At 56.9% G+C, this 24,256-nt stretch carries 27 protein-coding genes; 20 read left to right on the top strand and 7 right to left on the bottom strand.

From position 1 onward, the window contains the following. Positions 1-101: 101 nt before the first annotated feature. Entirely contained in the window at positions 102-482 is a 381-nt protein-coding gene (locus tag QPL94_RS00985) for a rhodanese-like domain-containing protein (RefSeq protein WP_285354921.1), read from the top strand. Positions 483-491: 9 nt separating this feature from the next. Here the strand turns inward: QPL94_RS00985 and QPL94_RS00990 are convergent, their stop codons facing one another. Further along, positions 492-950, bottom strand: coding sequence for a YchJ family protein (locus QPL94_RS00990; RefSeq protein WP_285354922.1), 459 nt, complete (start codon positions 948-950; stop codon positions 492-494). Between the two features lie 102 nt (positions 951-1,052). On the opposite strand from QPL94_RS00990, the gene QPL94_RS00995 reads away from it, so the two are divergent. After that, the gene (locus QPL94_RS00995; protein WP_285354923.1) at positions 1,053-1,784 is read left to right on the top strand and encodes a sulfite exporter TauE/SafE family protein; all 732 of its coding nucleotides are present in this window, start codon (positions 1,053-1,055) and stop codon (positions 1,782-1,784) included. A gap of 18 nt (positions 1,785-1,802) precedes the next feature. On the opposite strand, the gene QPL94_RS01000 is transcribed toward QPL94_RS00995, so the two are convergent. Further along, positions 1,803-2,483: a hypothetical protein gene (locus QPL94_RS01000; RefSeq protein WP_285354925.1), complete on the bottom strand. Its 681-nt coding sequence runs from the start codon at positions 2,481-2,483 to the stop codon at positions 1,803-1,805. Positions 2,484-2,655: 172 nt separating this feature from the next. On the opposite strand from QPL94_RS01000, the gene QPL94_RS01005 reads away from it, so the two are divergent. Next, positions 2,656-3,951: a cyclic di-GMP phosphodiesterase gene (locus tag QPL94_RS01005; RefSeq protein ID WP_285354927.1), complete on the top strand. Its 1,296-nt coding sequence runs from the start codon at positions 2,656-2,658 to the stop codon at positions 3,949-3,951. Here the strand turns inward: QPL94_RS01005 and QPL94_RS01010 are convergent. Beyond that, entirely contained in the window at positions 3,916-4,344 is a 429-nt protein-coding gene (locus QPL94_RS01010; protein ID WP_285354928.1) for a hotdog fold thioesterase, read from the bottom strand. The two genes, QPL94_RS01005 and QPL94_RS01010, sit on opposite strands and share 36 nt — an antisense overlap. 165 nt (positions 4,345-4,509) lie before the next feature. Then, on the bottom strand, positions 4,510-5,256 hold the full coding sequence (locus QPL94_RS01015; protein ID WP_285354929.1) for a substrate-binding periplasmic protein: 747 nt from the start codon (positions 5,254-5,256) through the stop codon (positions 4,510-4,512). A 241-nt stretch (positions 5,257-5,497) separates the two neighbouring features. Between QPL94_RS01015 and QPL94_RS01020 the strand changes: the two genes are divergently transcribed. After that, positions 5,498-6,181, top strand: coding sequence for a type 1 glutamine amidotransferase domain-containing protein (locus QPL94_RS01020; protein WP_285354930.1), 684 nt, complete (start codon positions 5,498-5,500; stop codon positions 6,179-6,181). 15 nt (positions 6,182-6,196) lie between these two features. Here the strand turns inward: QPL94_RS01020 and QPL94_RS01025 are convergent, their stop codons facing one another. Continuing rightward, entirely contained in the window at positions 6,197-6,643 is a 447-nt protein-coding gene (locus QPL94_RS01025; RefSeq protein ID WP_285354932.1) for an acyl-CoA thioesterase, read from the bottom strand. A gap of 51 nt (positions 6,644-6,694) precedes the next feature. Beyond that, on the bottom strand, positions 6,695-7,807 hold the full coding sequence (locus QPL94_RS01030; protein ID WP_285354934.1) for an S-(hydroxymethyl)glutathione dehydrogenase/class III alcohol dehydrogenase: 1,113 nt from the start codon (positions 7,805-7,807) through the stop codon (positions 6,695-6,697). Between the two features lie 89 nt (positions 7,808-7,896). On the opposite strand from QPL94_RS01030, the gene QPL94_RS01035 reads away from it, so the two are divergent. The 10 genes from QPL94_RS01035 to QPL94_RS01080 all read left to right on the top strand — a co-directional run bounded on the left by QPL94_RS01035 (position 7,897) and on the right by QPL94_RS01080 (position 17,356). After that, positions 7,897-8,484 (top strand): TetR/AcrR family transcriptional regulator, encoded by a 588-nt coding sequence (locus tag QPL94_RS01035; protein WP_285354935.1) that lies wholly within the window; start codon positions 7,897-7,899, stop codon positions 8,482-8,484. 74 nt (positions 8,485-8,558) lie between these two features. Further along, positions 8,559-9,680, top strand: a complete 1,122-nt coding sequence (locus QPL94_RS01040; protein WP_285354937.1) for an alkene reductase — start codon at positions 8,559-8,561, stop codon at positions 9,678-9,680. 268 nt (positions 9,681-9,948) lie between these two features. Further along, positions 9,949-11,208 carry an amino acid ABC transporter substrate-binding protein gene (locus QPL94_RS01045; RefSeq protein WP_285354939.1) on the top strand — a complete coding sequence of 420 codons (1,260 nt, stop codon included), beginning with the start codon at positions 9,949-9,951 and terminating at the stop codon, positions 11,206-11,208. A 99-nt stretch (positions 11,209-11,307) separates the two neighbouring features. Then, positions 11,308-12,180, top strand: a complete 873-nt coding sequence (locus QPL94_RS01050; RefSeq protein WP_285354941.1) for a branched-chain amino acid ABC transporter permease — start codon at positions 11,308-11,310, stop codon at positions 12,178-12,180. After that, positions 12,170-13,147, top strand: coding sequence for a branched-chain amino acid ABC transporter permease (locus QPL94_RS01055; RefSeq protein ID WP_285354942.1), 978 nt, complete (start codon positions 12,170-12,172; stop codon positions 13,145-13,147). Before QPL94_RS01050 ends, QPL94_RS01055 begins: the two co-directional genes overlap by 11 nt. Positions 13,148-13,160: 13 nt before the next feature. Beyond that, positions 13,161-13,904 (top strand): ABC transporter ATP-binding protein, encoded by a 744-nt coding sequence (locus tag QPL94_RS01060; protein WP_285354943.1) that lies wholly within the window; start codon positions 13,161-13,163, stop codon positions 13,902-13,904. Continuing rightward, a complete protein-coding gene (locus QPL94_RS01065) occupies positions 13,901-14,617 on the top strand; it encodes an ABC transporter ATP-binding protein (RefSeq protein ID WP_285354944.1) in 717 nt (238 codons plus the stop codon). Before QPL94_RS01060 ends, QPL94_RS01065 begins: the two co-directional genes overlap by 4 nt. Positions 14,618-14,708: 91 nt before the next feature. Then, positions 14,709-16,037, top strand: coding sequence for a DASH family cryptochrome (locus tag QPL94_RS01070; RefSeq protein WP_285354945.1), 1,329 nt, complete (start codon positions 14,709-14,711; stop codon positions 16,035-16,037). 30 nt (positions 16,038-16,067) lie between these two features. Continuing rightward, a complete protein-coding gene (locus QPL94_RS01075; protein ID WP_285354947.1) occupies positions 16,068-16,547 on the top strand; it encodes a DUF6231 family protein in 480 nt (159 codons plus the stop codon). A gap of 167 nt (positions 16,548-16,714) precedes the next feature. Further along, complete coding sequence (locus QPL94_RS01080; protein ID WP_285354948.1) at positions 16,715-17,356, top strand: Npun_F0296 family exosortase-dependent surface protein; 642 nt, start codon at positions 16,715-16,717, stop codon at positions 17,354-17,356. Between the two features lie 49 nt (positions 17,357-17,405). Here QPL94_RS01080 and QPL94_RS01085 read toward each other — a convergent pair whose 3' ends face one another. Further along, positions 17,406-18,164 carry a fructosamine kinase family protein gene (locus QPL94_RS01085; protein ID WP_285354949.1) on the bottom strand — a complete coding sequence of 253 codons (759 nt, stop codon included), beginning with the start codon at positions 18,162-18,164 and terminating at the stop codon, positions 17,406-17,408. A gap of 107 nt (positions 18,165-18,271) precedes the next feature. Between QPL94_RS01085 and QPL94_RS01090 the strand changes: the two genes are divergently transcribed. The 6 genes from QPL94_RS01090 to QPL94_RS01115 all read left to right on the top strand — a co-directional run bounded on the left by QPL94_RS01090 (position 18,272) and on the right by QPL94_RS01115 (position 24,246). Further along, positions 18,272-18,697 carry a YkvA family protein gene (locus QPL94_RS01090; protein WP_285354951.1) on the top strand — a complete coding sequence of 142 codons (426 nt, stop codon included), beginning with the start codon at positions 18,272-18,274 and terminating at the stop codon, positions 18,695-18,697. A gap of 162 nt (positions 18,698-18,859) precedes the next feature. Beyond that, a complete protein-coding gene (locus QPL94_RS01095) occupies positions 18,860-20,068 on the top strand; it encodes an ammonium transporter (protein ID WP_285354952.1) in 1,209 nt (402 codons plus the stop codon). Positions 20,069-20,280: 212 nt separating this feature from the next. Continuing rightward, positions 20,281-21,714: a circularly permuted type 2 ATP-grasp protein gene (locus QPL94_RS01100; RefSeq protein ID WP_285357810.1), complete on the top strand. Its 1,434-nt coding sequence runs from the start codon at positions 20,281-20,283 to the stop codon at positions 21,712-21,714. Continuing rightward, positions 21,708-22,646 carry an alpha-E domain-containing protein gene (locus QPL94_RS01105; RefSeq protein WP_285354954.1) on the top strand — a complete coding sequence of 313 codons (939 nt, stop codon included), beginning with the start codon at positions 21,708-21,710 and terminating at the stop codon, positions 22,644-22,646. Before QPL94_RS01100 ends, QPL94_RS01105 begins: the two co-directional genes overlap by 7 nt. Continuing rightward, positions 22,643-23,428 (top strand): transglutaminase family protein, encoded by a 786-nt coding sequence (locus QPL94_RS01110; protein WP_285354955.1) that lies wholly within the window; start codon positions 22,643-22,645, stop codon positions 23,426-23,428. Before QPL94_RS01105 ends, QPL94_RS01110 begins: the two co-directional genes overlap by 4 nt. A 92-nt stretch (positions 23,429-23,520) precedes the next feature. Next, complete coding sequence (locus tag QPL94_RS01115) at positions 23,521-24,246, top strand: proteasome-type protease (RefSeq protein WP_285354956.1); 726 nt, start codon at positions 23,521-23,523, stop codon at positions 24,244-24,246. Positions 24,247-24,256: the final 10 nt, after the last annotated feature.

The following is a 24,256-nucleotide window of genomic DNA, read 5'->3' on the forward strand; positions in this document are numbered from 1 at the left end:
TTCCTCATGGTCCGGTGCGTCAATTTAGCACACTGCTGGTGACGCCTGCCCGGCAAATGCCTTACTCTCGGTGTATTACTTCAGCGCTTTGGAGAACCCCCATGAAAACGGCCCACGATCTGGTTGCGCAAGCCAAACAGGATATTCACGAAGTCCCGCTGGACCAGGCGGAGGATGCGATCCGGAAAGCCGATATGCTGATAGATGTGAGAGACCCGGACGAATACCGCACCAGCCATATCCCCGGGGCAGTGAATATTTCGCGAGGTATGCTGGAGTTCAAGTTCAGCAACGATCCGGCGCTGGAAAGCCGTGACCTGAACATTGTGTGCTACTGCAAAACCTCTGGCAGGGCCGCGCTCAGCGCGAAAGCATTGCAGGAAATGGGGTACCTGCATGTCACCTCGATTGCCGGAGGGTTTGATGCCTGGCAAGAGGCCGGCAAAGACGTGGTGCAGCCTGAAATGCCCTCTTTCGAGTAGCTGTGCGGATCAGAAGCAGCAGGTTTTGTATTTTCTGCCGCTACCACAGGGGCAGGGCTCATTCCTGCCAGGCTTGAGCGCGCCTTCGCTGGTGTCACCGCTGACGTAATACCAGCGGCCACCCTCCCGGAGGAAGTCGGATTTCTCTTCCAGGTATCCCCAGCCGTTGTCAGTACGATAGATGGCACGAAAATGCACGGTGCCATCGTTACCCGATTCATCTGACGACAGCATCTTCAATGAGGCCCACCGGGGCGTTTGCTCCAGCCCCAGGTTTTGTGGGCGGGTGCTGGTATGCCATGTGGATTGCAGGTAATCGGCCAGCTTCAGTACAAAGGCACTGTAGCGGGACCGCATAAGTGCTTCCGGCGTTGGTGCCGGTTTGCCCTGATGGTAACCCTGACAGCAGGCACTGTACGATTCACCACTGCCACAGGGACAACGCTCCTGGGTACCTTGTGCAACCATCTGCCAACGCCTCCAAGCCGGGGTAAAAGATTCATTTTAACAGTTTTGGTTGTCCCGGCGCTGTGATAACAACACTCATCCATCTGTTCGAGTAACCTGAATGTGACTGATCTTTCCCTGCTGCAGATTTTCCTAGCCAACCTTGCCCTGCTGGCCGGTTCCTGTCTGCAGGGAGTGGCAGGTTATGGCATTGGAACCCTGGCTGCACCGCTGCTTTTTCTGATCAGCCCCGTACTGGTGCCGGCGCCACTGGTGCTTAATGCGGTAGTGCTGACAATTTTCATGGTGTTGCGAAACCGGGGTGCGCTGCAGATACGGGAAGTGCGCTTTGCCATCGGTGGCGGGGTTGCCGGGATGTTCCTGGCCGGGGTCACGCTGATGCTGATCTCACCCAAGGGATTCGAGCTGGTGTTCGGCATACTCATCCTGATGGGCGTGCTGCTCAGCGTGGCCGGTTTACGGCCGGCACTGAATGCCCGTAACAGCGTTCTGGCCGGGGCCGCCTCAACCTACATGGGAACCATCACTGCCGTTGGGGGGCCACCGATTGCGTTGATCTACCAGAACCAGAAAGGCCCGTTGGTGCGAGCCAATATGTCGGCGTTCTTTCTGGTAGCGAGCTTTTTCAGCATTGCCGCCCTGCTGGCATCCGGCTACCTGGGGCAGCGGGAACTGCAATTGTTTGCAGTCACCTTCCCGGGAGTACTGACAGGATTCTGGCTTTCCGGAAAGCTGGTCAATCGAATGCCCTTTGACGGGTTGAAGCCCGTTATCCTGGGTATTGCTGCTGTGGCTGGCGTAGCAGCGTTGGTTCGCGGCCTGATGTCGTTATAGCAGGCAACTCTGCTAACTCTACTCCGCCCACAAGCGTGCCCGGAAGCGGCTCTGTTTCCACAGAACGGCAATCCAGATCGCATGCAGGTTGATCAGGAATGCCAGCACCCATTCGAAGGCATCGTCTATCTGGCTATAGATCTCCGGCGCTACGGCGGTGAGGATAACCGACAGTATGCCAACCGCCAGCGCCAGTTCGCACAGCCATAACAGGTGCTTACCGCTGTGGTGCCATCGCGGATGTCCCATCAGTGCCGAACTGATCAGCAACTGTGCAATGAAAGTGAGCGAGAAGTAAAGCACCACGCCTATCCGACGGGTCAGGTTGAACCCGTCTCCTGCGTGGCCGAGCGCCAGAGTATAGGCCGCCAGCGATACACAGGCGACGAAGCCCAGCCAGGGAATCCAGGGGCGACCGCGGCTGGTCGCGCCCAGCTGCAGAAGCCAGCGGCCGTTCAGGTACCAGAACATAATGCCGAGGATCGCCGCCGGCAGCATGGTTCCCTTGAAAATAAAATAGCTGGTCCCGTAGCGGCCGGTACGGCTGATACTGGTACAGCTGTCCCAATACGGGATGCACCAGGAAATATGACCCTCCAGAATCGATACGGCGAAGGTCACGTGAATGGTCACCAAAGGCGTCAAGGCAGCGGCCATGGCCAGCCACCAGAGCGGAATTCCGTTTTTGCCGTTGATCATGATGCTCTCCCCGCTCCATCAGACATTGCATCCCGTTACAGCATTTAACAATGTTTTAAAAGTCGGGCGATACACTGAAGCAGTATTCACTCATACTTTAGTCACAGTGCTTGAAGTGTGACCAGGGTGCCGTTTGGTCAGCATGCCATTTCCGGTTTTGAGACGCTGCATTATGTACACGGCCCGTCAGGACATCATAGAGACTGAAATCCCTGTATCCCAGCTGAAGATCGGGATGCATGTCATTCGTCTGGATCGGCCATGGGAAGAAACAGACTTCCTGCTTCAGGGTTTTATCCTCCAGAACGAAGAGGACGTGCTTGCTGTTCAGCAACACTGCGAAACGGTCGTTGTGGAAGGGCGGGTGGATGTTGCACCGGAAAAGCCCACCTCACCTTACACCTCAAAACCGTCATCGTCGGTTCCCAAACGCAAAGTCACCTACATCAACAAGGTCGACGCCAGCCGTGAAATGGCCGCGGCAAGAATAAGCTACACAGACGCCAAGGCCACCGCAAAGAACATCATGTCCAGCCTGCGGCTTGGTCGCACACTTGAGATGAACCAGATTCACCAGGTGGTGGATAGCTGTGTGGACAGTGTGCTGCGAAATGACAACGCCCTGCTGCTGCTTACCAAGATCAAGAACAAGGACGAATACACTGCCGAACACTGCATCAACGTGTCTATCCTTTCAGCGGCATTCGCCAAGCACCTGGGGCTACTGGAAGGAGAGATTCGAACCGTCGCCCTGTGCGGACTGCTTCACGATGTGGGCAAGATGCGAATTGACGACGACATCCTGAACAAACCCGGGGCTCTCACACCCGAAGAGTTCGCCGTTATGAAGAACCACACCACCTACGGGCGAGATGTGTTAGCCGCCCTGCCCCGGCTGGCCCATGCTGCGGTCGACGTGGCCTATTCGCATCATGAACGGATGGATGGCAAGGGCTACCCACGTGGGCTGGCCGGGCAACAGATTCCGTTGTTTGCGAAAATTGTGGGGCTGGTGGATACCTACGATGCCATTACCAGTTCCCGCGTGTACGACAAGGGTCGGGCCTCGATGGAGGCACTGCAGATCATTCATCGGAACAGGGGCGCCCAGTTTGATGCAGGCCTGGCGGTAGAATTCATCCGCATGATCGGCGTTTACCCGCCCGGTTCAATCGTGGAAATGACCAACGAGGAAGTAGGCATTGTGGTCACCACTCACACTACCAGCAAACTCAAACCCCGGGTTCTGCTGGTGCGTGACGCGCTCAAGCAGCCACTGGCCACCTTCCGCGAAGTGGACCTTCTGAAAGGCGTTCCCGACAGTGCCGGGCAACCCTACAAGATTGCCCGGGAAGTGCCGGACGAAAGCTACGGCATTGTGATGAAGGATTTTATTGAACAGGGCATTCTCAACCGCAAGGCTCCCGAAATCTCAGCCCCGGTCGATGACAGCCATGGTAAGCCTTGAGATACAGGTCAGCTTACCTTCCTCGTTTTCCAGCCGTATTTCCCAGACCTGCGTAGTGCCGCCAATGTGAACGGGCCGTGCCGTACCGTAGACCCAGCCTTTGGTGGCGGAACGAATATGGTTGGCGTTGATATCCAGCCCCACCGCAATCTGGTTTTCCTTACGCAGACAATAGTTGGCAGCCATGCTGCCCAGCGTCTCCGCCAGCACTACCGATGACCCGCCATGCAGGATGCCAAATGGCTGCACCGTGCGCTCGTCCACAGGAATACGGCCAATCAGGTAGTCGTCACCAATTTCCACGAATTCAATGCCCATGGTTGCGACAGCCGTGTTCTTGCTGCCCTCGGCCATTTGCTCAAGGGTGGGAATGCTGCGGGTCCAGATTGCCATGGGGGTACTGCCTCCTGATGTCGGTAAATAAGCGAGCGTTAAAACCGAGTTTATACAGTTAGGCTGCGAACGACTATTGCAAATTTGTTCATGCTGCGTGGCGGGCGCTGAAATTGTCGGCAGTGATGTCTGGAGGCAGGAACCACAAATCATGCTGATCCGGCGTCATTTACTGGCGTGGTCTCGATAGCCCATCACCAACTTGTCGTAAGTGCCATCCTGCCTGATCTGCTCAAACGTCTGAGTGACCTGATCCTGCAGCGAGAGCACGGGCGAATTTCTTGCAATGGCTATATACGAATGCTCACCGGGCACCTGATAGGGCGATTCAGAGACATCAATACCCAATTGACTGACGGTATGACGACCCACCAGCTCGGGGGCAACCACCACGTCAACACGCTCCATTTCCAGCATTTGCATCAGGTTTTCATAGCGTGCAATCGGCTCCTTGGTAAGTTCTTCATCGGTGTCGAACTTTTCAAAATAGCTGGCACCGGCGAGTACGCCAATTCTTTTGCCGTAAAGGTCGTCGTACTCCGTGATCCGGTTTTCGTCATGGTAATAGAAAAACAGTTTCCGTTCCGGCGGAAAAGCCGGCGCCACAAAGGCCATCATCTTTTCCCGCTCCTCGGTTTTCAGGGGGCCGAGCATGACGTCCACCTTGCCCTCTTCCATCATCAGCAGCACCCGGCGAAACGGGGCTTCAACGTAGTGCACTTCCCAGCCAATCCTGTCGGCGATTTCATTGAATATGTCGACATAAAGGCCGGTGACGACCTCGTCGCCCACAATCCGGTACGGAGGAGCATGGTTAATGCCCACGGTTATCGAGTGCCCCTCATCCTCGGCAGACGCCGGTGGAACAACCAGAAACAGACCTGCTATGAAGCAAGAAACAAGATGACGCAACGTGCAGATCCTTCCATGAAATTATTATGAAGACAGTAAGTAATTAGGAATTCCGGTTCAGTCTTTTATCCATGATCGCTGAAAGTATAGTCGATATACAGTAAGGGACATCCGCAGCATCTGTTTGATGTCTCCCTCCGTAAAGACAGTCTCACGGTTGATTTACCGAGCTATCGCCGCAACAAAGGTTGTATAAGGCAGTAATACCGAATTCATTTCCCGAATCAAAAGGACAGACCGGATGAAAGTACTGATGGTTCTTACTTCGCACGATCAAATGGGCGACACCGGACACAAGACCGGCTTCTGGCTGGAAGAGTTCACCGCACCCTATTATGTATTCAGGGATGCCGGCGCAGACATTACCATTGCCTCGCCGAAAGGTGGCCAGCCGCCGGTTGACCCCAACAGCGAAACAGACGAGGCGCTGACCGAAACCACGCGCCGCTTCGAGCAGGATGCCCACGCCAAAGAAGCCCTGGCCAGCACGAAGAAACTGGCGGATGTGGATATGAACGAGTATGACGCCCTGTTTTATCCCGGCGGCCACGGCCCGATGTGGGATCTGGTGAATGACGACAAGTCCATTGCACTGATCAAGACGGCGTACGAACAGGACAAGGTTATCGGCGCCGTATGCCACGCGCCATCCGTGTTCAAGAAGGTTGAAATCAAGCCGGGACAGAACATCGTAGGCGGCCGTGAAGTAACCGGTTTCAGCAACAGCGAAGAGGAAGCCGTGGGCCTGAGCGGTGTTGTACCCTTCCTGCTGGAAGACATGCTGAAGGAAAACACCGCCACTTACTCCAAAGGTGACGACTGGGCGCCACACATCGTGGTGGACGGCAAACTGATCACCGGCCAGAACCCGGCCTCCTCCGAAGGCGCGGCCAAGGCCGTGGTACAGGCGTTTCAGGCAGGCTGAAAACCCTCCTGACGGCTATTCCCCGGCGTGACTGACAAGCACGCCGGGGGCTCCCACCTCCAGTTGTTCCCTTATGGATGACGGTACCGCGGTCTTCGTCATTCTGGAGGGCTGAATCAGCACATAAGTGATATCCGCCTCCGCCACCAGAAGTTCCTCTGCGTAACGGTAAAACTCCAGATGCAGCGTGAACGAGGTGTTGCCTATGCGCCCTGCCTTTATTCTCGCCTCCAGCACATCATCAAAACGCGCCGGTGCCCGGTAGTTCACCGTGAGGCTCACCACCTGGATGTCGAGATCCTGATCCAGAAGGTTCTGATAGTCGCCAAACAGGGTGCGGATGTACTCGTTGACGGATATGTCCACGTAGTCCGCGTAGCGGGCGTTGAAGACGACGCTCTGGGCATCGCATTCGCCGTAGCGGACGCGGAAACGGAAGCGGAAAGAACTACCTGCGGTCATCAACTGCTCCTGAACCCCGTTTCATTAACGCGGGGCTTTGTTCGAACCATTTCAGAAGTGAATAACTGACCGGATACTCTTACCCTCATGCATCAACTCGAACGCCTCGTTGATGTCCTCAAGGGGCATGTTGTGGGTAATGAATACATCCAGGGGGATGTCCCCTTTTTCGGCTTTTTCCACATAGCCCGGCAGTTCGGTGCGCCCCTTGACGCCGCCGAAGGCGGATCCTTTCCAGACCCGGCCTGTCACCAGCTGGAACGGGCGAGTGCGGATTTCCTCGCCGGCGCCGGCCACGCCGATGATGATGGATTCACCCCAGCCCTTGTGGCAGCATTCCAGCGCCGAACGCATCACGTCCACATTGCCGATGCACTCGAAAGAATAGTCCACGCCGCCGTCGGTCATTTCAATGATCACTTCCTGGATCGGCTTGTCGTAATCCCTGGGGTTGACCACGTCGGTGGCACCCAGCTGCTTCGCGATGTCGAACTTGCCGGGGTTGATATCAATGGCAATGATGCGGCTGGCCTTGGCCATGGTGGCGCCGATGATGGCGGCCAGACCGATTCCACCGAGGCCGAAGATGGCCACGGTTGCGCCCTCTTCCACCTTGGCGGTGTTCAGTACCGCGCCAATGCCGGTGGTAACACCACAGCCCAGCAGGCAGACTTTCTCCAGCGGCGCTTCCTTGGGGATTTTCGCCAAGGAAACTTCGGGCAACACGGTATATTCCGAGAAGGTGGAGCAGCCCATATAGTGGTAAATGGGTTCCCCCTTGTAGGAGAAGCGGGAAGTGCCGTCCGGCATTACGCCCTTGCCCTGGGTTTCACGCACGGCACCACACAGGTTGGTCTTGCCGGAGGTGCAGAACTTGCACTTTCCGCATTCGGCCGTGTACAGGGGAATGACGTGGTCGCCCACTTCCAGGGACGTCACACCTTCGCCGATGGCTTCAACAATACCGCCGCCTTCATGCCCCAGGATGGCCGGAAAGTTGCCTTCGGAATCGGCACCGGAAAGGGTGTAGGCATCGGTATGGCACACGCCGGTGGCAACAATGCGCACCAGCACTTCCCCTTTCTGGGGCGGGGCAACATCCACTTCTACTATTTCCAGCGGTTTATTGGGGGCAAACGCCACCGCAGCACGGGATTTAATCACTGGCAGACTCCTTGAACGCAATTCGGAATGAAACATCTCGGGTTCTACGGGTTTGACGCATTGTAGACGACCGGTCTAATATAACAACCATGACATCGAACGACACGCGCAATCACATCATCCACACCGGTGCCGACCTGATCGGCCAGAAAGGCTTTGGTGCCACGGGCATCAACGCCGTGCTGACCACTGCCGGTGTACCCAAGGGGTCGTTCTACCATTACTTTAGCAGTAAGAACGATTTCGGGTTGGCTGTCATCGACACCTTTGCGCAGGAATACGACACCAAACTGGATCGGATCCTCAACGACAGCAGCCGCTCCTGCGTGGATCGCCTGCGTGACTACTTCGATAGTGGCCGGGAAACCATGACCAGCGGCGAATTCACCCGCGGCTGCCTGATCGGCAATCTTGGCCAGGAATTGGCCGGGCAGAACGAGACCTTCCGCAAGCGCCTGGACACGGTGTTCCGGGGCTGGGAACAACGCTTCGAACGCTGCATTGAGGAAGCCCGTCAGGCAGGGGATGTGGATGAATCCGTCAATCCCGCCGACGTGGCCAGCTTCCTGCTGTCCGGCTGGGAAGGCGCTATTCTCAGGGCCAAGGTTCTGAAGTCTACCGAGCCCATGGACCGGTTTGTGCGGGTCTTTTTCCATCAGTGCCTTGGTATTCGCTGACCACACACTTTTTTTCCAAAGTCTCTAGTAGACTGGTCTAATTAAATCTTGCTAATCCCGAAGGAGAATGGTTAATGAACAATGTAAATGATGCACTGTTTCAACCGCACGATATCGGCACTCTCACACTGCCCAACCGTGTGCTGATGTCACCCCTGACCCGATCCCGCTCCGGCCAGCCTGGGGACGTACCGAATGACATGAATGCCCAGTACTACCAACAACGTGCGGGCGCCGGCCTGATCATCAGCGAGGCCACCCAGGTCTCTCCCCAGGGCAAGGGCTATGCATTCACGCCAGGCATCCACTCGGAAGAGCAGATTGAGGGCTGGCGCAAGGTGACCAGTGCGGTGCATATGGCAGGCGGTCGCATTCATATGCAGCTTTGGCACGTCGGCCGCATTTCCCACACGGCTCTGCAGCCCGACGGCAATAAGCCTGTAGCGCCATCGGCGATCAAACCAGAGGGCGCCAAAACCTTCATCAGTGCCGACTCCGGCATGGTGGACGTTCCCGAGCCCCGAGCTCTGGAAACGAGCGAGATGGAAGACATCGTAGAGCAGTATCGCCAGGGCGCCCTGAACGCCAAAGCCGCCGGCTTTGATGGTGTTGAGGTACACGCCGCCAACGGATACCTGCTCGACCAGTTTCTCAAGAGCGGCAGCAACCAGCGCAGCGACGAATTCGGCGGCTCCGTCGAGAACAGAATGCGCCTGCCACTAATGGTCATAGAAGCCGTGATCGACGTATGGGGCAAGGACAATGTCGGTGTTCGGGTCAGCCCGACCGGGAGTTTCAACGCAATGTACGACGAAGATCCTGAAGAAACCTTTGGTGAATTCGCGAAGCGACTGAACGCTTTGGGCATCAGCTACCTCGAGGTCGTGGAAGACTCCTTCCAGGGCAACCATGCGAACGGCCGCCCGGAGTCAGTGATTGATGCCATTCAAGCCGGATTTCACGGCACTTATATTGCAAACGGTGCCTACACTGCTGAAGAAGCCCGCAAGCGCATCGGCAGTGGCCGTTGTGACCTGGTTACCTTTGGCCGTCCATTCATCGCCAACCCGGATTTGCCAGAGCGGTTTCGCCAGCATGCAGAACTGAACAAATGGGACGACAGTACTTTCTACGGTGGCGATGAGCGCGGCTATACTGATTACCCGACTCTCAAAGAGCTCGAAACCACCGCCTGAAAATTTTTCATTTCGCAGCGCCGCCTTCCGTTTGGCGGCGTTGCGGCATCCTATTCAAGGACTTCCCCTCCTTCCATCGCCTGTCTTCGCACACCAAGACCCAATATTCTCCAGGTACGTTCGATTATCCGGTTTGAAATCGCCGGAAATCTGGACTAACCATTAATATGTATCTGGAATAACTGCATCTACTGATTTTTGAGTGGCAGCACGAAGTATTCAGATCTACAACAAGCCACTGAATGCACCCATTGGGGAGAGCAGGCTCATGAATCATAAATTTTCCCGCAGGAAGTTTCTAAGGAACTCTATACTCGGCACCGGCGCAATGACCCTTGGTTTTCCAGCGTTGAACGTTAACGCGCAAGAGCACAAGATTCGTGTTGGTGTCGTTACTTCGTTATCAGGCGCAAATCGTTTCGGCGGTAACCTGACACGCCGGGGCTACGATCTATGGGCCGAAGAGATCAACAAGCTTGGAGGCATCGAGATTGAGGGCAAGCGATATCCCGTGGAAATGTTCTATGGTGATGCCCAATCACGACCCGCTTCCGGTGCGGATGCCGCGGAAAGGCTGATCATACAGGACGAAGTCGATGTCCTGTTCGGGCCCTATACCTCCGGTGTCACCCTCGCAGTACAACCCATCAGCCAGAAATACAGGGTGCCAATGATATCCGGTTCCGCAGAGTCTCCGAATGTCTGGCTGGCAAAGCCGGCTTTCAATTTCGGCATGATTCCCGCTGTAGATCTCACCACTGATAAATCCATGGTAGTACTGGCGGAGAACCTTGGCGACCGGGCAAAAACCGCTTCGGTTATCGGGGTTGATGAGCCCTTCTCCAAGGAAACGGCAGAAGGCTTCCGCAAAGGTGTGGAAGAGTCGGGGCTGGATCTCCTGAGTTACGAGTTGTTTCCCGCCGGCTCGGATCTCTCGGCCATTATATCCAAGCTGAAGTCGAGCAATCCGGATATTGTGGCTGTCGGCGGGCATGAAGATATCTTTATCAATTTTGTAAATACGGCGAAGGCGCTGAATTACAAGCCCAAGGCCCTGATCATGCACTACGGTGTAACATCGGCAGCCTTTATGAAAGAAACCGGAGCCGAGTCAAACGGTATCCTTGGCGTTTCCGTGTGGACAGAAGGATTACCTTACAAGGACGAACTGTTCGGAACCGCCAGCGACTATTCAGAACTGTCCTTTTCCCGGTGGGGAACACGGCCGGATTACACCGAAGCGGCCTGTTCAGCCAGCGGCCTGGTGCTTCAGGACGCCGCACGCCGGCTCGGAAAAGCGCCACCCTGGGATCAGGGAACCCGGGCGGAACTCGCCAAGGCCATTGAAGATACTGACATTGAAACCTTCTACGGCCCGGTGGGGTTTGCCAAGGAAGGCAGCCACTACCACAACAATACCAAACCAGTGCCGGCTGTCGTTCAGATCAAGAGCGGCGATGTGGTGCCAGTGGCTCCGGAAAATGCGTCCAAGGGAGAGCTTGTTTACCCAATCCCCGGCACTTCATGACACACAGCCGGATGTACAGCCGCCGACAGTTCTCCTGAATGGAGGGCTGTCGGCGACGGTAACAAGCGTGGATGGCAAGCTTGGCTGAGGAGCACCGAGGTGGACCTTTTCCTGCAGACACTTGTAAACGGCATCCTGATTGGCGGCATCCTGATTTGTCTGACCATCGGATTCCAACTGACCTTCGGCGTGCTCCATGTGATCGACTTTGCTGTCGGGGGCTGGACCATGCTCGGTGGCTACACCGCCTATTGGCTGGTAACTCTGGCCGGCATCGACCCCTTCATCAGTATTTTCCTGGTTTTCGCGCTATTTCTGCTGATCGGTCGTGGGCTTGGCCCGCTGATTTACCATGTCAGAACCAGCAAGTATGCGCGACCTGACCTGATGGCACTGGCTTTTACTTTCGGCATATTCCTGTTCATGCGTGGAGGCGCCCTCTGGCTCTGGTCCTACAACAGCCGGAGCGTCGATTCTGTTTTGTCGGGTCAGTTCCTGAGCCTGGGCCCGGTGACCATTCCCCTGATGCGATTGTCTGCCTTTCTCCTGGCGATGCTGTTCAGCCTCGGGCTGTTTATTCTGCTCTACCGGAGTCGCTTTGGCATGGCCGTCAGAGCGCTTGCGCAAAACCACGACCATGCCGGCTTGATGGGGGTTGACGTAAAGCGAGTTTCCGCCTGGGTATATGGTATTTATACCGCTTTGACAGCATCCGCCGGGGTACTGATTGCGACCATTTATTCCGTCAACCCCAGCGTTGGCGTTCGCTACACGCTCTTTGCATTCTTTGTGGCCGTACTCGCCGGCCTCGGTTCCGTTGGTGGCGTTCTGGTCGCCGGCCTGGCTCTCGGCCTGCTTGAAGCCTATGTCGCCACCTATATTGGGGCCCGATATTCCTTACTGATTGTTTTCGGAACCCTGTACCTTGTCCTTCTGGTCGCACCCAAAGGAGTTCTGGGCCGTGGCATCTAAACCTGTTCTGACCCCGAAACTCATCATCCGGGCACTCCTGATCGGCGCCATTGTGATCGCTCTTGCGGTATTGCCCGCCTTTATTGACTCTTACACCCTGAGAATTGCCACCGGGGCGCTTATGTGGGCGGGGCTGGCCTGTGCCTGGAACATCGTAGGGGGTTATGCCGGCTATATCAGCTTCGGGCACTCGGCGTTCTTCGGTATCGGCGCCTACACCACGGCCATACTGATGCAGTCCAATATTGGCGCCTCATTCTTTGTTACCCTGCTGCCCGCGATCATTCTTTCCATCGCCGTCGCTGTGGCTATTGGCGGGCCGACCATGCGGCTCAGGGGTGCCTATTTTGCCATCGCAACCTGGGCGTTCGCCGAAATGCTGATGCAACTGGTCACGGTACTCGATTTTACGGGTGGCACTGCCGGGCTCTCGCTGCCCGCCTACCTCAATGAGTTTTTCTTCTACTACATCATGCTGATTGCATCAGCGGCCAGTTTCATCGGAGTCTGGCTGTTAATCGAACGCTCACGCTTCGGGTTCAGAATCAAGGCATTGCGGGATGACGAGCCGGCCGCCGAGTCACTGGGTATCCGGACAAACCTGGTCAAGGTCCAGTCTTTTGCACTTTCGGCAGCCATCACCGCGCTTTTCGGAAGCATCTACGCCTACTGGACAACTTACATAGACCCCTATTCCGTTATGGGGCCAGAGATTACCGACCAGATGGTGGTCATGGTGCTTCTGGGCGGGCTTGGAACCGTCTGGGGCCCGGCCCTGGGCGGGGTATTGCTCTGGATCACCAATCGTTACATCTGGTCGACGTTCGGGGACACCGTCATCTATCTCCCCATACTCGGCGTTATTATAGCGCTGGTGGTTCTGTTCCTTCCCAACGGGTTGATCAGCCTTATCGTGGGGCGCCAACGCGGCAAGGAACTTATTTCCAGAATTCTCGGCAAACTTTAGGAGGGGGCTTCTGATGTCATCTGCGTCCCACAAAGCCGAGTCACCAGAGTATCCGCCGCTGGCCATCGAGTCAGTTAGCAAGCACTTTGGGGGCATTACCGCAGTCGACGACGTGTCACTCTCCGCCGAGGTTGGTGAAGTCGTCGGGGTTATTGGCCCCAATGGTAGCGGTAAGTCGACGCTGTTCAGCCTTGCCGCAGGTGGACAGAAGCCTGACGCCGGGAAGATACGTTTGCAGGGAATCGACGTTACCGGCTGGCCCACCTGGAAAATCGCCCGTACCGGCATAAGCAGAACCTTTCAGATTCCCTCCCTGTTTCTCAACATGACGGTCAGGGACAACCTGCTGGCGGCCGCCGTCGAAGGGGACTGGAAGCGTGCCCGCGAGAGGATGGAACGTACTCTGGAGATGCTGGAGATCAGCCACGTAGTCGACAACCTGGCTTCGGAGCTTTCCGGCGGTCAGCAGAAACTGGTGGAATTCGGGCGGGTCTGCGTACGGGACCCGAAAGTCATTTTGCTTGATGAGGTCACTGCTGGCGTGCATCCCAACATTCGTCAGATAATTCTGGACGCCATACAGCGTTTACGAAAAACCGGCATCACTTTCCTGATCATCGAACATGACATGGAAATGGTAAAGGAAATCTGCGACCGGCTTGTGGTAATGGATCAGGGGAAAGTGGTAGCGGAAGGCGATTTCGAAACCATCGCCAGCGACCGCAATGTCCAACAAGCCTACCTGGGGCGCACATGAGCAACGAGCTGAGAGTCGACAATCTGGTTACCGGTTACGGCAAGCAGGAGATCGTGCATGACATCACCGTCTCTGCACCTCCAGGACAGATAACCTGTATTTTCGGACCCAATGGCAGCGGAAAGTCCACAGTCATAAAGGCTATTGCCGGTCTCCTGCCAGCCTGGTCGGGGCGGATAACACTTGGCGATACCGAGCTCACCGGATTACCGGTTCACAACATGGTGAGCAAAGGCATTGTGATGATGCCTCAGGGCGGGGGGGTGTTTCCGCGATTTACCGTCATGGAAAATCTCAGGATGGGTGGGTATGCGCTAAACAACAAGCAGCTCATCGAAGAACGCATTGAATCCTTGATTGCTGATTACCCGAACCTGCAGCGTCGCAGAAATACCCCGGCGGGCTCACTGTCAGGCGGGGAACAGATGATGGTGGCCATCGCCCGCGCCCTCGTAACAGACCCTGCTTTCGTGATGCTCGACGAGCCATCGGCCGGGCTCTCGCCCGCGCTGGTTCACGAAACCATGGAAAGAGTCGTCGGCCTCAAGGAGCGAGGGGTCGGCGTCATCATGGTGGAGCAGAATATTCGTGAAGCGTTACCCGTCGCCGACAGTGTTTATATCTTTGCAGGTGGGAAACGTAAATTTGCAGGTACACAAGAGGACATCAGGGACGACAATCATTTGATGTCAATCTATATGGGGGGCACCTGAGGCGAACCACTTCGACTTCATCGTGCCAATCTATCCCCACACACGTAACGTACTATTCCTCGTCCATGTTATTCGATGAGGTTCTCTGATCTTGACCACTCTCTACTGGTTCACACGGGACCTACGACTTCACGACAACGCAGCCCTGCTGGCCGCCTCAAAGTCAGACATGCTGCTTTGCGTATATGTGGTCAACCCGCGCTGGTTTGCACCCGGTCCATTCCAGTGCAGAACCATGGGTGATCACCGCTGGCGTTTTCTGTGGCAAAGCCTTATGGAGCTGGAGCGCAGCCTCAGGCCGCTGGGGCAACGTTTACACATTGCCTTCGGTGAGCCTGAAGCGGTGATCCCGGAACTGGTACATAACCACCGGATCGGGCGAGTAATACGTTCGCGCCTGCCCGGCACACGCGAAGCGGATGAGTGGCAGGCCATCAAAAACAAGCTTCCGGAAACGGTTTTCCAACAGTTCGAAACCCTCAGCCTGTTCACCGAAAGCTCTCTGCCAATGACGCTTGAGAGTCTGCCGGGCACCTTCTCCGGCTTCCGGAAGCAGGTTGAAAAGACTGGCGAGCGCAATTCCGGAAGCCTGCGCATACGCACTTTGACCGCGCTGCCGCCGGCACCCGGCTACCCGGAAGACAACCGGGGCGAATGCCCCCCCATCCCAGAACCCCGACAGCCTGTACCGTTTACCGGTGGCGAGTCGGCAGGCCTGAAACGCCTTGACGACTATCTTTTTGTCAATCACCACATCGCCACCTACAAGGAGACCCGGAACGCTCTGGACGATACCGAGGCGTCTTCCCGGTTGTCACCCTGGCTGGCAAACGGTTCATTGTCCGTCCGGGAAGTGGCCGATTCCATCACCAGGTATGAAGACAGTCAGGTCAAGAACGAATCCACCTACTGGCTGTGGTTCGAGTTGCTGTGGCGGGAATACTTTTACTGGTACGCGATGAAGCACGGCTCCGATCTGTTTCGCCGGGACGGGGTACAGCAGAAAAAACGCTCTGCGTCTTTCTACCCCCATCGTTTCAAGGCCTGGTGCGCGGGCAGCACCGAATACCCGTTGGTAAATGCAGCCATGAACCAGCTGCGGGAAACCGGGTACATCAGCAACCGCAGTCGACAGATCGTCGCCAGTTGCCTGGTGAACGAACTGGAACTGGACTGGCGCTACGGCGCCGCCTGGTTTGAAGAGCAACTGGTGGATTACGACGTTGCCAGCAATTATGGCAACTGGCAGTACCAGGCCGGAGTTGGCGCCGACCCCAGGGGACCACGGCACTTCAACCTTGAGAAACAGGCGCAACAGTTCGACCCTGATGGTATGTTTGTGAAGCACTGGAATGGGAACGCGGCGCAACCGGTTGGCCTTCACCTGGTTGATGCCGCCGACTGGCCAGTGGGATACTGACGGTTCAATCCCGACAGGACACGCCCGACCATGACAACTCCCCATCAGGCCCTGGCCCGCATTATCGACACCTGCCAACCCGGTACTCTGGTTGTCTGCGGCAAAGTGGCCGGCCAGGTGGGCGATCACTGGTGCCATCATCACAGCGAGTCCGCGATGACAACCCTGGACACAGACGCCCCCAACGATGCCTTCCCGCTATCCGAAACCCAGGATCTGGCGCTGGTGACCGACACCCTGGAACACCTGAGCCATGAACAGGGGGAAATCCTGCTGGGCCAGCTTCGCAACTACGGCACTCACCAGATCGCCGTGGTAGTGGCAGACAGCCCCCAGTGGGCATTTACCGACTTCATCGGCCTGGGCTTTCGCCGCCAGGCAGAGCTGGGAGATGAAACCAACCCGTTAACCCTTTACACCTACAACATCGACAGCTACAACCACAAACGCGCCTGGAACAACCCCGACAACTGGGCCAACCCGGAAATGTGGGGCAAGGCCTGGTGGTAAAACCACTACAGTAATGCGTCGGGTTATTTTACATATCAGAAAATCACACACAGATAAAAAGCGATAGTCAACTGAAATCGAAAGTTTTTTCTGAAATGGCACCCAATCTGCTTACTTTTTATACATGCCATGTGCATACCCATGAAATGTCAGATTGAGGTAATCCAATGAACAAGTATTCCAGTTCTCTTCTTGCCGGTGCATTTGCACTTGTTTTTTCAGGCTCAGCCAGCGCTGTCCTGATTACCGCGTCCGCTCCAGGTGACACTACAACCTCTGTTGCAGGCGCCACCGTGATCGATTTCAACGGCATAACCGAACCCACCTGCCCCTATGCCAGCTGCTCTGGAGACTTCCAGTACGTTACCGGCTCCGTCAACGGCCAGTACGCAGAGCCCGCCGGTATCGACAGTCAATACCTGACCGTCCCCAATCCGAACCAGAATGGCTCTGCGGTTTTCGAGCTGGGCACGTCAGCAAATTACTTCGGTCTTCTCTGGGGTTCAATCGACAGCTACAACACCATTTCATTTCTGATCGATGGTATTTATCAGAACTTCACGGGCACGGACGTCGCAAACCAGATCCCGGGTGCTGCCGACGGTGATCAGACCTCTTCGCAGACTAACCGTTATATCAACTTCAATTTCGGCAGCGAATTCTTTACTGCCGTCAAAATTGCCAGTAACGGTTTCGCCTTCGAGAGCGACAACCACGCCTATGCCACGGTACCAGAGCCCGGCACCCTGGCATTATTCAGCCTTGGCCTGGCCGGCCTTGTGTATACCCGTCGCCGTAAATCCGCCTGATACTGCACTAGCGTAACAATCGGGGCACTGATCAAGTGCCCCGATTTTGTTACACCTGCGATGCGATAACTCCCAGATTACGCCTGCAGGCATCGAGATAGGATGCGCCGAACAGGTTGTAGTGGTTGAGGGTGTGATAAAGGTTATAGATAGCCCGCTTGGTAACGTAAACCCCCGTTCTTGGATAAATACGATCATAGGCGCGGTAAAAAGCCGTTGAAAAGCCACCAAAGAGCTCCGTCATGGCGATGTCTGCTTCCCGGTCACCGTAATAGACCGCAGGATCAATCAGCCAGGGGCCGGTGGTGTCGAACAGCACATTCCCGGACCAGAGGTCACCATGAAGCAGGCTGGGGTGTTCACAGTGCGCATTCAGGAACTGCGCCAGAGCATCGCCTTTTGTCCTGAGCACAGCTTCGAACTCCTCCTTCACCTGCCGGTTACGAATCATCCCCACCTGTACACCGAGGCGATCTTCGAGGAAAAAGTCGCCCCAGTCGTCCGTCAGGCGATTCTTCTGTGGCGACAACCCGATCATGTTGTCATCTGCAAACCCGTATTGTGGCTGACGAATCGCATGCATGCGGGCAAGCCCCTCGCCCAGTATTGCCATGGTTGCCTCGGTTGCCGGGCCGGGGTTTATCCGCGGAATAACCAGCTCCTGTTCCGAGACGGATGTCACCTCCGGCACACGTAACTCGGTAACACCAGCGGTTTTAAGGGTGTCTGCCAACACCTCAAGGCCCCTGGCCTCGTAGAACAGCGCATCGGGAAAGGACGTGGAATTGTGTTTGATGAAATCGGCCATACCGTCAGTATAACCACGATAAGGAAACACCCCGCAAACCCCTTGGTTTTATCGCAACCTTGATGGATCATGGAGCGGGACAGGCACTTCAATACAGGTAACGACCAATGGCAACATTCAGCGAATACAAGGCTAACGAACAGTTGGATACCGAGGCCGCCAAGGTTCGCCGCGATGACCTGGCCGATCTGCTTCGCCGTCAGAAGGCTATCGAGGACAAGGTCAGAAAAAGCGGCAAGCTGCGCCGTTTCGGCACCGACATCCGCCTGATGTTTTCCATGCTGCGGGATTATTGGCAGGGGAATTACCGAGAAGTGCCGTGGAAAAGCATCGCAGCGATCGCCGGTGCCCTTATCTATGTACTTAATCCCCTGGACCTGATTCCGGATCTGCTCCTGGGGATTGGCTTCCTGGACGACGCCGGTGTTGTGGCCGCCTGCCTGGCCTTCGTGGAATCCGACCTGCTTCGTTATGCTGCCTGGAAGGAGCAGTCCGAGCAGGGGCCCACCACAATAGTGCAAGACCACCAATAACGCACAATTTCAGGGCGCCGGCGACTACGATTCTTCCGCCGGGCGCACTTATATCGGGCGTAAAATCCCTCTAATCTGTTACCCCTCCTGGCATTGCATCAAAACGGAACACTCCTTGCTTGTTGTGCACGCTATCAATGCACAAGAAGGAGCAACCAACCCGTGGATATCACGAGTGCAGTACATACTCTGACCGAAAGCGCCAACACCCTCTTCATTCTTATCGGTGCCATTATGGTACTGGCCATGCACGCCGGCTTCGCCTTCCTCGAAGTGGGTACCGTGCGACACAAGAACCAGGTAAATGCCCTGGTGAAGATCATGACGGATTTCGGCATCTCCGCCGTTGCCTATTTCTTTATCGGTTACTACATCGCCTATGGCAGCCACTTCATGGCCAGCGCCACAGAGCTGACAGCCGCCAACGGCTACGATCTGGTCAAGTTCTTCTTCCTGATGACCTTCGCCGCTGCCATACCCGCCATTGTTTCCGGCGGCATTGCCGAGCGCGCAAAATTCTACCCGATGCTGATCGCCTCCGGGCTGATTGTGGCGTTCGTGTATCCCTTCTTTGAGGGCATGATCTGGAACGGCAATTACGGCTTCCAGGCCTGGCTGGAGATCCAGTTTGGTGCAGCATTCCACGACTTTGCCGGCTCCGTTGTCGTGCACGCTGTCGGCGGCTGGATTGCCCTGGCCGCGGTACTGCTGTTAGGTGCGCGTAACGGTCGTTATCGCAACGGCCGGGTGGTGGCCTTTGCCCCCTCCAACATTCCCTTTCTCGCCCTCGGCGCCTGGATTCTTACCGTGGGCTGGTTCGGCTTTAACGTAATGTCGGCCCAGACCCTGGATGGCATCAGCGGCCTGGTGGCGGTAAACAGCCTGATGGCCATGGTCGGTGGCGTGCTGATAGCCATGCTTGTGGGCCGCAAGGACCCGGGCTTCATCCACAACGGGCCGCTCGCCGGCCTGGTGGCCGTATGCGCCGGCTCGGACCTGATGCACCCGGTTGGTGCGCTGATCACCGGAGGTATTGCCGGTGCGGTCTTCGTCTACATGTTTGAATGGGCGCAGGACAAAATCGAACGCCTGGACGACGTACTGGGTGTCTGGCCCCTGCACGGTGTTTGTGGTGTCTGGGGTGCTGTTGCAGCCGGCATCTTCGGCCAGGAAGCCTTTGGTGGCCTGGGGGGCGTCAGCCTGATGTCCCAGATCATCGGCGCGGTTGCCGGCGTTGTCGTGGCCTTTGTCGGCGGCCTGATCGTCTACGGCATCGTCAGCGCCATCTCCGGGCTGCGCCTGACCGATGAAGAGGAGTTCAACGGTGCAGATGTCAGCATTCACCGCATTGGTGCCACATCGCTGGAATAAGCCCTGACTGTCAGCCGCCATGGGGCGGCTGACAGTCTCTTTTGTTGACACATTCTCCCTCCTGGCCTTTTCTTAAATAGCCCGCCCTGGCCAAAACCCGCACGTCTACCGCCAGAGTGGCCTGGCTTTTGCTGTTCCTTTTTTGAATGGGAACGGCTGGATACCGACTCTTCACATCCGGTGGAGGGCGTGTTCAGGAGAGGGTCATGGTTATGCTGATACAAACCCCGCCCGAGGGTATTTACGACGAGCTGTTCGACGAAGACAACCGGGTACGGCCCAGTTGCCGGATGCTGGAAGACTGGCTGATCAAGTCCGACGAGGACCTGCTCGCCGAGAAACGCCGCGAGGCGGACGTGCTTTTCCAGCGCCTGGGCATCACCTTCAACGTGTATGGCGAAGACCAGGGCGCCGACCGCCTGATCCCCTTTGACCTGATTCCCCGCGTGATTTCTGCCACCGACTGGCAGCGGATGCAGGCCGGGCTAAGGCAGCGGGTTCAGGCCCTCAACCGCTTCCTGTTCGACATCTACCACGATTTCGACATTATCCGCGCCGGGGTGATCAGCGCCGAACAGGTGTTTGCCAACCCCCAGTACCAGCCCGGCATGCAGAACCTGAAACTGCCCAGGAACCTCTACTCCCACATCGCCGGCATAGACCTGATCCGACATAACGACGGTGATTTCTATGTGCTGGAAGACAACCTGCGCTGCCCCAGCGGCGTGTCCTACATGCTGGAAAACCGCCGCATGATGATGCGCCTGTTTCCGGAGTTGTTTGCACAGGCGCCGGTTGCGCCGGTGGAGCACTACCCGGCACTGCTCGGGGAAACCCTTCGCGCCGCCTCCCTCAAGCCCAACCCCACGGTAGTGGTGCTCACCCCCGGGCGCTTTAACAGCGCCTACTTCGAGCACGCCTTCCTGGCACGCCAGATGGGCATCGAACTGGTAGAGGGGGCCGATCTGTTCATTCGCCAGAACAGGGTCTACATGAAGACCACCATCGGCCCCCAGCAGGTGGACGTGATTTACCGCCGGATTGACGACGACTTCCTCGACCCCCTGGCCGGTAATCCGGATTCCATGCTCGGCGTGCCCGGCCTTTATGCCGCCTACCGCAGCGGCAATGTGGTGCTGGCCAATGCCATGGGCACCGGCGTGGCGGACGACAAGTCCATCTACCCCTACGTGCCGGACATGATCCGCTTCTACCTGGGGGAAGAACCCATTCTGAAGAACGTACCCACCTGGCAGTGCCGCAAACCCAGGGACCTGCAGTACGTGCTGGACAACCTTCCCGATCTGGTGGTCAAGGAAACCCAGGGTGCGGGCGGCTACGGCATGCTGATCGGTCCCAGGGCCAGCAAGAAGGAGCTCAGCCACTTCCGCAGCCTGCTGAAAGCCAGACCTGACAACTACATCGCCCAGCCCACCCTGAGCCTGTCCACCTGCCCCACTTTTGTGGATGAAGGCGTGGCACCCCGGCATCTGGACCTGCGGCCCTTTGTGCTCTCAGGCAAAAAGATACAGATGGTGCCCGGGGGCCTGACGCGGGTGGCACTGAAAGCCGGATCACTGGTGGTGAACTCGTCTCAGGGCGGCGGCACCAAAGACACCTGGGTACTGGAGGGCGACGAATGCTGAGCCGCGCCGCATCAAGTCTGTTCTGGATGGCCCGCTATCTGGAGCGTGCCGAAACCCAGGCCCGTTTACTGGACGTCAGCCTGACCATGGCGCTTATCGACGTGCCGGAAGACCGTGAAGAGCAGTTGTCGGTCCCGCTGCTGGTTACCGGCACACGAGAGGTATTCGACGAACTCTACAACGACATCACGCCCCAGAACCTGATCGATTTCCTGCTACTGGATGACCGCCACCCTGCCAGTGTGTTCAGCGTCATACGCAGCGCCCGGGACAATGCGCTGCACATTCGGGGCAACCTGTCCGCCGACGTGTGGGAAAGCATCAATTCAGCCTGGATGGAACTGAAGGAGCTTCGGCACAAGGGGGTTACCGAGTCCAACGCCAGCCGGGTGTTCGACTGGACCCGGGAACGCTCCCACGTGTTCCGGGGTGCAGCCTACGGCACTCTGTTGCGTAACGATGCCTTCCACTTCCTGCGTCTGGGCACCTTTATCGAACGGGCCGACACCACCGCAAGGGTTCTGGATATCCGCCATCACATGGCCACCAAATCCCTGGAAGGCCATCCCACGCAATCGTTCTTCGAGTGGACCGCCCTGCTGCACTCACTGGCCGCCTTCGAGGCCTACCAGCATACCTACGGCCACAACATCGAGCCGATGAACGTGGCGGAACTGCTGATTCTCAAGCCGGATGTTCCCCGCTCACTCCGCGCCTGTCTGCAGGAAATCGCCAGCCTGCTGGAGCAGATCCAGAGTGGTGACGCTCGTCGGGCCAGGCGCCTGGCCTCCAGCCTGTACGCCAATATCCACTATGGCGACCGGGAGTACATTGAAGAGCGTGGCCTGCACGAATATCTGACCGACTTCCTGGAACGCATCCAGCGCATTTCCGGCCAGATCCAGAAGGACTACATGGGGTGGAAACAATGAAACTGAACATCCGCCACGACACGACCTATACCTACGATGCGCCGATGCACAACAGCATCCAGTACCTGCGCCTGACACCCCGCAACACGCCACAACAGCGAATCCTGGAGTGGCACGTGAGCGCCCCGGGGGAAACCAGCCAGATGATCGACGGCTTCGGCAACCAGGTTACTGTCATGACCATGGACAAGACGGTCTCGAAGATCACCCTGACCGCCGAAGGCGTGGTTGACCTCACCGGCAAACCACTGACCCGGGACGATTCACCCTTCCCGCCGGAAGTGTTCCTGCGCCACACCCCGCTGACGGAAGCCGACAACGCCATCAAGGCGTTCGCCAGCCAGTTTTCCCCCAACAAACGCAGCCTGGTAAGAATGATGAACCGCATCCTGGAGCACATTCAGTTCCTGCCCGGCGCCACCACTGTGACCCACACCGCCGCCGAGGCCTTCAATCAGAAAGCCGGGGTGTGTCAGGACCATACCCATATCTTCATATCCTGCTGCCGCCACATCGGGGTTCCGGTGCGTTACGTCAGCGGCTACATACACACCTTCAGCGACGACCACCTGGCCACCCACGCCTGGGCAGAGGCGTGGCTGGGCCGCAACTGGCATACCTTTGATGTGGTGAACCTGCTCAATGTAGCGGAAAGCCATATCAAGCTGGCAACGGGCCTGGATTACCGGGATGCCGCTCCGGTGCGAGGCATTCGCAGTGGTGGTGGCATGGAGAGTCTGCAGACCCGCGCCTGGGTAACCAAAGCCGGGGAGAGCCAGTAACAAAAAGCTTTGCAAAATCGACACATCACCCCATGTATTCTGCAGTGAAAGGGGTAAACTGGCCGGATTCCGAATCACCCGAGGGTAGCCCGATGACTTATTGTGTGGCGATGCGGCTGGCCGATGGCCTGGTGTTCGCGTCCGACTCCCGCACCAATGCGGGTTTTGACCAGATCTCGACCTTCCGCAAAATGCATGTCTTTGAGCAGCCGGGCGAGCGGGAGCTGGTCATTCTGTCCGCCGGCAATCTCGCAACCAGCCAGAGTGTGATCAGCCTGCTGGAAAAGCGCGCCGGCTCCGAGGTGCCCAACGTTTTTTCCACGGTTTCCATGTTCGAGACCGCGGAGATTGTCGGCAAGACCATTCGCGAAGTTATCCATCGGGACAACCCGGAGGGCAAGATCAACCACGTGGATTTCAGTTGCTCGCTGATCCTGGGCGGCCAGATCCACGGCGAAGAAGCGCGGCTGTTCAACATTTACCCGGAAGGCAACTTCATCGAAGCTACCCGAGAGACCCCCTATTTCCAGATTGGCGAGTCAAAATACGGCAAGCCGATTCTTGACCGGGTGGTGAACTACCAGTCCCCCCTGGACCGGGCGTACCAGTGCGCCCTGATCTCCTTCGACTCCACCATGAAAAGCAATCTGTCGGTAGGCATGCCGCTGGACGTGGCCATCTATCGTAATAATGAACTGAAGCCCTGTTTCATCGACCGGGTGGACGAACACAACGACTACTTCCAGCGACTCCGCCAGCAATGGCATCAGGGCATTCAGGAGCTGGTCAGCGGGCTTCAACCACCAGTCATCCGCTGATACCGTCCCC

The organism is Marinobacter sp. SS13-12, from assembly GCF_030227115.1.
In the GTDB taxonomy this organism is placed as follows: domain Bacteria; phylum Pseudomonadota; class Gammaproteobacteria; order Pseudomonadales; family Oleiphilaceae; genus Marinobacter.